Origin of the sequence: Enterobacter cloacae complex sp. P13B (assembly GCF_014895915.1) — a bacterium.
Taxonomy (GTDB): domain Bacteria; phylum Pseudomonadota; class Gammaproteobacteria; order Enterobacterales; family Enterobacteriaceae; genus Enterobacter; species Enterobacter bugandensis.
On record NZ_JADBQN010000070.1, the window covers coordinates 1 to 415 of the forward strand.

Sequence of the window (415 nt, forward strand, 5' to 3'; positions counted from 1 at the left end):
TTTAACAATATTCCTAATTAATTCAGCTTATACCATACATTCTGGCTTAAAGATTGACTCTGTTGTGGGGAATTTTTTTCTCCAAGTAATTTTTTTATTGACATTGGATTATAAGAAAGAAAATTCCCAGACGGTGCTTGAGGCCATTAAATGGCAAATAGTATTATCATTTATATTAGGTCTGATTGGATTTTCGGGAATTAATAAATCAATGTTAATTGACGCGGGTGCGGCAAAAGGATTCTCGGGGTTTTACGCTCTTACAGGTATATTTGCCACACCTCAGTTGCTTGCAAGCGCATGTATTGCATTCCTGATATTTCAACCAATTATAAAATGTAGGGGGGCAGAAAATAAAAATAATAGCAACATTGTTACATATGTATCTTTATGTGTGTTATTGGTGAGCTTAAAT

1 protein-coding gene is annotated in these 415 nt (G+C 33.7%); it reads left to right on the top strand.

Annotated elements, in window-relative coordinates:
- Positions 1-415, top strand: a 415-nt coding sequence (locus IM273_RS22585; RefSeq protein ID WP_226857973.1) for a hypothetical protein, incomplete at both ends; no start/stop codon positions are given.